This window comes from Lentzea indica (genome assembly GCF_012184385.1).
GTDB lineage: Bacteria > Actinomycetota > Actinomycetes > Mycobacteriales > Pseudonocardiaceae > Lentzea > Lentzea indica.
The window spans coordinates 28,916-34,013 of the sequence record NZ_VSRL01000079.1; the positions used below are offsets into that span (position 1 = coordinate 28,916).

The window sequence follows — 5,098 nt, forward strand, 5'->3', positions numbered from 1 at the left end:
GATCCACACCATCACCGGCCGCGGCTTGGCCGTCTTCTTCGCCGGCGTGGTGACGTTGAGGTACAGGCAGTCCTCGGTCTCCGAGGCTGGCTGGCCCAGCTGCGGCGTCTGCGCGCAGTCCGGGCTCGGCCTGGTGGCGTCCCGCACCCCCTGCCACGCCGCGACCGGCTGCGGATCGCGCCACCGGTTCTCACCCACCGGCGGTGCGGCGAACGGAATGTTGCCGAACGTGCGGTCAGTGCTGGTCACCGTGCCCTGCACGGCGCCCTTGTCGGTCTTGACGACCCGGCCGTCGCTGTCCGCCTGAGCAGCCGGGACCTGGATGACGGCGAGCGCCATCGCGGCGGCCGCAGCCACCGTCAGAATCCTTGACATCAGTTTTCGACCCCCTTCGGACTCGAACGTATCGAGGTCCACGAGGGCCGGGAACCGCTGAAGGAGAACTTGTCCCATCCATCGAAAGTTGATGTCCGCCGTTCACCGGTTGCCGACATACCGACCGGTCGGTACCCTTCGGCTCGTGGGTGACACAACGCTTCCTGAGCAGCCGCTCGTCGATGCCCTCGTCTTCGACTGGGGCGGCGTCCTGACGGTCTCCGTGCCCGAGTTCGTCGGCGCGTGGCTGCACGCCGAGGCCATCGACCGCGAGGCCTACGGCCGCATCATGCGCGAGTGGCTCAGCCGCGACGCGCTCCCCGACAACCCCGTCTTCCGGCTGGAGACCGGCGAGCTGACCGTGGCCGAGTTCGAACGGCTGCTGGCCGCCGAGCTGATCACCACCACGGGCGAGAAGATCGACGAGAACGGGCTGCTCAAGCGCATGTTCGGCGGCGCGACACCCGACCCGGCGATGGTCGGGCTCGTCCGCAAGGCCCGCGCCGCCGGCCTGCACACCGCGCTGCTGTCCAACAGCTGGGGCGAGGGCTACCCGAAGGACCTGCTGATCGAGCTGTTCGACACCGTCGTGATCAGCGGCAGGATCGGCCTGCGGAAGCCGGACGAGCGCATCTACCGTCACACCCTCGACCAGATCGGCGTCGCGGCCGAGCGCGCGGTGTTCTTCGACGACGCGCCGATCAACGTCGAGGCCGCCCATGCCGTCGGCATGCACGCCTTCCGCCACACCAGCGCCGAGCTCACCCGCGCCAACCTCGCCACCCTCGGAGTGAACCTGTGACAGACCTTCCCGGCCTCGACCTGGAGGCATTGGCCGCGCACCTGGGCACAGGCCCGCTGTCGGGCGAGCTGTTCCCCGGCGGCCGCTCCAACCTCACCTACCGCGTCACCGACAGCACCCAGCGCTGGGTGCTGCGCCGCCCGCCGCTGGGCCACGTCCTGGCCACCGCGCACGACATGGCCCGCGAGTTCCGCGTCATCTCCGCCCTCGCGGACACGAACGTCCCCGTGCCGCACGCGTACCAGCTCGTCGAGGACAGCTCCGTGATCGGCGCGCCCTTCTACCTCATGGAGGAGATGCCGGGATCGGCGCTGCGGGAGCGGTCGCAGTGCCCGTGGCTCAACTCCGAGAAGGCCACGGTGCTGTCGCGCAAGCTGGTCGACGTGCTCGCCGAGCTGCACTCCGTCGACCCCGACTCGGTCGGTCTCGGCGACTTCGGGCGCCCGGAAGGGTTCCTCGCGCGGCAGGTGAAGCGGTGGGGCAAGCAGCTCGACGCCTCCCGCAGCCGCGACCTGCCCGGCATCGACGAACTGCGCGACAAGCTGGCTAGCACCGTCCCGGACTCCCCGCGCGTGGCGATCATCCACGGCGACTACCGCCTCGACAACGCGCTGGTGACCGACTCGCCGCTGCGGATCAGCGCGGTGCTGGACTGGGAGATGGCCACGCTGGGCGACCCGCTCGCCGACCTCGGCCTGCTCTACGTCTACTGGCAGGGCCTCGACGTCGAGAACGACCCGATCACCGGCACCGTCCCGTCGATGCCTGGGTTCCTCTCCGCCGACGAGCTCGTCGCCCGCTACAGCGCCCGTACCGGCATCGACACCTCCGGTCTGGGCTGGTACATCGCCTTCGGTTACTTCAAGCTCGCCGTCATCGTCGAAGGCATCCACTACCGCTTCGCCAGCGGCAAAACCGTCGGCGCCGGCTTCGAAAAGCTCGGCGCGTTCACCGTCCCCCTCGTGCGGCAGGGTCTCGCCGCAGCCCACAAGGAGCTCTGACATGGACTTCGCCTACGACGCCAAGACCGAGGAACTGCGCGCGAAGCTGCTCGCGTTCATGGACGAGCACGTCTACCCGGCCGAGGCCGTCCTCGAACAGCAGCTGCACGACGCCGCCGACCCGTGGGAGCGCCAGCCCGTGCTGGAAGAGCTCAAGGCAGAAGCGCGCCGCCAGGGCCTGTGGAACCTCTTCCTGCCCGACGCTGAACACGGCGGCGGCCTGACGAACCTGCAGTACGCGCCACTGGCCGAGATCACCGGCCGCAGCCCCCACCTCGCCCCCGAAGCCCTCAACTGCGCCGCGCCGGACACCGGCAACATGGAGGTGCTGACCATGTTCGGCACCGACGAGCAGAAGAAGCAGTGGCTGCAGCCGCTGCTCGACGGCGAGATCCGCTCCGCGTTCTGCATGACCGAACCCGATGTCGCCTCGTCGGACGCCACCAACATCGCCACCCGCATCGAACGCGACGGCGACGACTACGTCATCAACGGCCGCAAGTGGTGGTCATCGGGCGCGATGAACCCCAACTGCGCCATCTTCATCGTGATGGGCAAGACCGACCCCGACGCCGACCGGCACCGCCAGCAGTCCCAGATCCTCGTCCCGCGCGACACCCCCGGCGTCACCATCAAGCGCGCCATGCACGTCTTCGGCTACCACGACTACGCCCACGGCGGCCACGCCGAGATCGAGTTCGACAACGTCCGCGTCCCCGCGTCGAACCTCATCGCCGGTGAGGGCGAGGGCTTCGCCATCGCGCAGGCCCGTCTCGGCCCCGGCCGCATCCACCACTGCATGCGCCTGATCGGCATGGCCGAGCGAGGCCTGGAGCTGATGTGCCGGCGCGCGTCGTCCCGCGTGGCGTTCGGCAAGCCCATCGCCGCCCAGGGCGTCGTGCACGAGTGGATCGCCGAAGCCCGCGTCCGCATCGAACAGGCCAGGCTCCTGGTCCTCAAGACCGCGTGGCTGATGGACACCGTCGGCAACAAGGGCGCCCACACCGAGATCCAGGCCATCAAGATCGGCACCCCGCTGATGACCGAATGGGTCCTCGACAAGGCCATCCAGGCCCACGGCGGCGGAGGCGTCAGCCAGGACACCCCGCTCGCCGAGCTGTGGGCCGCGACCCGCACCCTGCGCATCGCCGACGGCCCCGACGAGGTCCACCGCATGTCGCTGGCCAAGCGGGAGCTCAAGAAGTACCTGTAGTCACACGAACGTGACGAGCGGGGTGGACCGACCGGTCCACCCCGCTCGTCACGTCGGTCAGTTGTTGAGAGCCTCGCGCGCAGCCAGAGCCGCCCGGCAGGCGTGCACGAAGCCCCAGAACACCTCGGTCGTCGTGTGCCGGCGGTTCGGCCGCGAGTTCTCCTCGAACATCGCCGTGCGCAGGGGAGTGGTCAGCTCCAGCTGAGCGCCCTGCCGCGACCGCGTCCTGTTCGCGATGTTCGACCGGTCGTAGCCGCCCAGTATCGGGTGGTCCACCGCGTCGATCGTGTGGAAACCGGCCCGCCGCAACGACGCCAGCAGCTCCAGCCGCAGCAACGCGTCACGCCCGCCGACCAGCACCGCACGGTCGTGGTCCTCCAAGCCCGCCGCCGCGGCCGTGCAGCCGTGCAGGCCCAGAGCGTGCGAGGCACCGGAGACCAGGGTGCGGGCCACGCGGTCGTCGCAGTTCGACGAGGTCACGTGCAGCTCGTCGTTCGCGTACGACCGCAGGCCCTCGAACATCCAGTAGTCGTGCGTCTGGCCGATCGGCACGCGCGTGGACGGGTGGTAGCCCGCGATCGCGAGGCAGAGTTCCGATGTGCCGACCTCGATGCCACCGCCGTGCGGGGCGAGAACGACGGACGGCGTACGGGGCCGGTGCCGCCGGAAGCGACGCCGGTAGTCCACCCGTTCCACCAGTCGGGGATCGGCGTAGAGGTCGGAGTTGGACGCGTAGACGTCTAACGCCGTCCACTGGGGCTGCGGTCTCATGGCGGGCGGAAGCCTACCTGTCATCACCCGGTCGGCCGCCGCCCGCCGGGTGAGTCACGCGTCGATCTGCTTGGGCGCGTCCTCGCCCGAGTTGATCGCGATCTTGCGGGGCTTCGCGCGTTCCGCGATCGGAATCCGCAGCGTCAGCACACCCGCGTCGTACTGCGCGTCGATGTGGTCGGTGTCCAGCGCGTCGCCGAGGAACAGTTGCCGCGAGAACACGCCCAGCGGCCGCTCCGACACCTGCATCTCGACGTCCTTGCCCACCGGCCGGCGCTCGGCCTTGACGGTCAGCACGTTGCGCTCGACATCGAGCTCGATCGCGTCCGGGGACACGCCCGGCAGGTCGAACGAGACCACGAACTGCTCGCCGTCGCGGTAAGCGTCCATCGGCATCGCCGTGGGCCGAGACCACGTACCCGTGGTTCCGAACACCTGCTGCGTCAGCCGGTCCAGCTCACGGAACGGGTCAGTGCGCATCAACATCTGACACCTCCTGTTTTCCTTGTGGACTGTCAATGCGCTGCACCACCGTTGTAGCATGTCATCGGAACGATGACAAGTGCCGAGCGTCACCGGAAGGACGACATGACGAGTGACTACGAAACCGTCCGGGCGGCGGCGGCCACCCCGGGCGACGCCAACGAGGTTCTGGCCGCGTTGATGCTGCTCCGCCGGCTGCGCGACGAACTGTCCGGCTGGGAACCCCAGCTCATCGAAGCCGCCCGCGCCCTGGGCACGAGCTGGGCCGACCTCGCCCCCGCGCTCGGAGTCGCGAGCCGCCAAGCCGCGGAGAAGCGATACCTGCGAGTGCGACGCACAGACGAAGCCGGCACCGGTGACGAGCGCGTACAGGCCGAACGCGACCGGCGCGCGGGCGACAAGGCCGTGACGGTGTGGGCACGCGAGAACGCCGCCGTGCTGCGCATGCTCGCC

6 protein-coding genes and 1 pseudogene are annotated in these 5,098 nt (G+C 69.5%); 4 read left to right on the forward strand and 3 right to left on the reverse strand.

Annotated elements, in window-relative coordinates; all coding sequences use genetic code 11:
• On the reverse strand, window positions 1-375 hold a 375-nt coding region (locus FXN61_RS22230), incomplete at its 3' end, for a carboxylesterase family protein (protein ID WP_246291857.1).
• Between the two features lie 145 nt (window positions 376-520).
• Between FXN61_RS22230 and FXN61_RS22235 the strand changes: the two genes are divergently transcribed.
• Genes FXN61_RS22235 through FXN61_RS22245 form a run of 3 tightly spaced genes read left to right on the forward strand, consistent with a single transcriptional unit; the run spans window position 521 to window position 3,391 of the window.
• Complete coding sequence (locus tag FXN61_RS22235; protein ID WP_312877917.1) at window positions 521-1,177, forward strand: HAD family hydrolase; 657 nt, start codon at window positions 521-523, stop codon at window positions 1,175-1,177.
• On the forward strand, window positions 1,174-2,178 hold the full coding sequence (locus FXN61_RS22240) for a phosphotransferase family protein (RefSeq protein WP_167975978.1): 1,005 nt from the start codon (window positions 1,174-1,176) through the stop codon (window positions 2,176-2,178). Before FXN61_RS22235 ends, FXN61_RS22240 begins: the two co-directional genes overlap by 4 nt.
• A gap of 1 nt (window position 2,179) precedes the next feature.
• Complete coding sequence (locus FXN61_RS22245) at window positions 2,180-3,391, forward strand: acyl-CoA dehydrogenase family protein (protein ID WP_167975979.1); 1,212 nt, start codon at window positions 2,180-2,182, stop codon at window positions 3,389-3,391.
• Between the two features lie 57 nt (window positions 3,392-3,448).
• Here FXN61_RS22245 and FXN61_RS22250 read toward each other — a convergent pair whose 3' ends face one another.
• The gene (locus FXN61_RS22250) at window positions 3,449-4,162 is read right to left on the reverse strand and encodes a poly-gamma-glutamate hydrolase family protein (RefSeq protein ID WP_246291858.1); all 714 of its coding nucleotides are present in this window, start codon (window positions 4,160-4,162) and stop codon (window positions 3,449-3,451) included.
• 54 nt (window positions 4,163-4,216) lie between these two features.
• Window positions 4,217-4,648, reverse strand: coding sequence for an Hsp20/alpha crystallin family protein (locus tag FXN61_RS22255; protein WP_167975981.1), 432 nt, complete (start codon window positions 4,646-4,648; stop codon window positions 4,217-4,219).
• A gap of 102 nt (window positions 4,649-4,750) precedes the next feature.
• Between FXN61_RS22255 and FXN61_RS22260 the strand changes: the two are divergent.
• Window positions 4,751-5,098, forward strand: a pseudogene (locus tag FXN61_RS22260) (HSP18 transcriptional regulator); the annotation flags it as partial.

Bases quoted from the DNA above. Each gene is read 5' to 3' on its own strand.
- FXN61_RS22245 (WP_167975979.1), top strand. From the start codon at position 2,180: ATGGACTTCGCCTACGACGCCAAGACCGAGGAACTGCGCGCGAAGCTG.
- FXN61_RS22250 (WP_246291858.1), bottom strand. From the start codon at position 4,162: ATGAGACCGCAGCCCCAGTGGACGGCGTTAGACGTCTACGCGTCCAAC.
- FXN61_RS22255 (WP_167975981.1), bottom strand. From the start codon at position 4,648: ATGTTGATGCGCACTGACCCGTTCCGTGAGCTGGACCGGCTGACGCAG.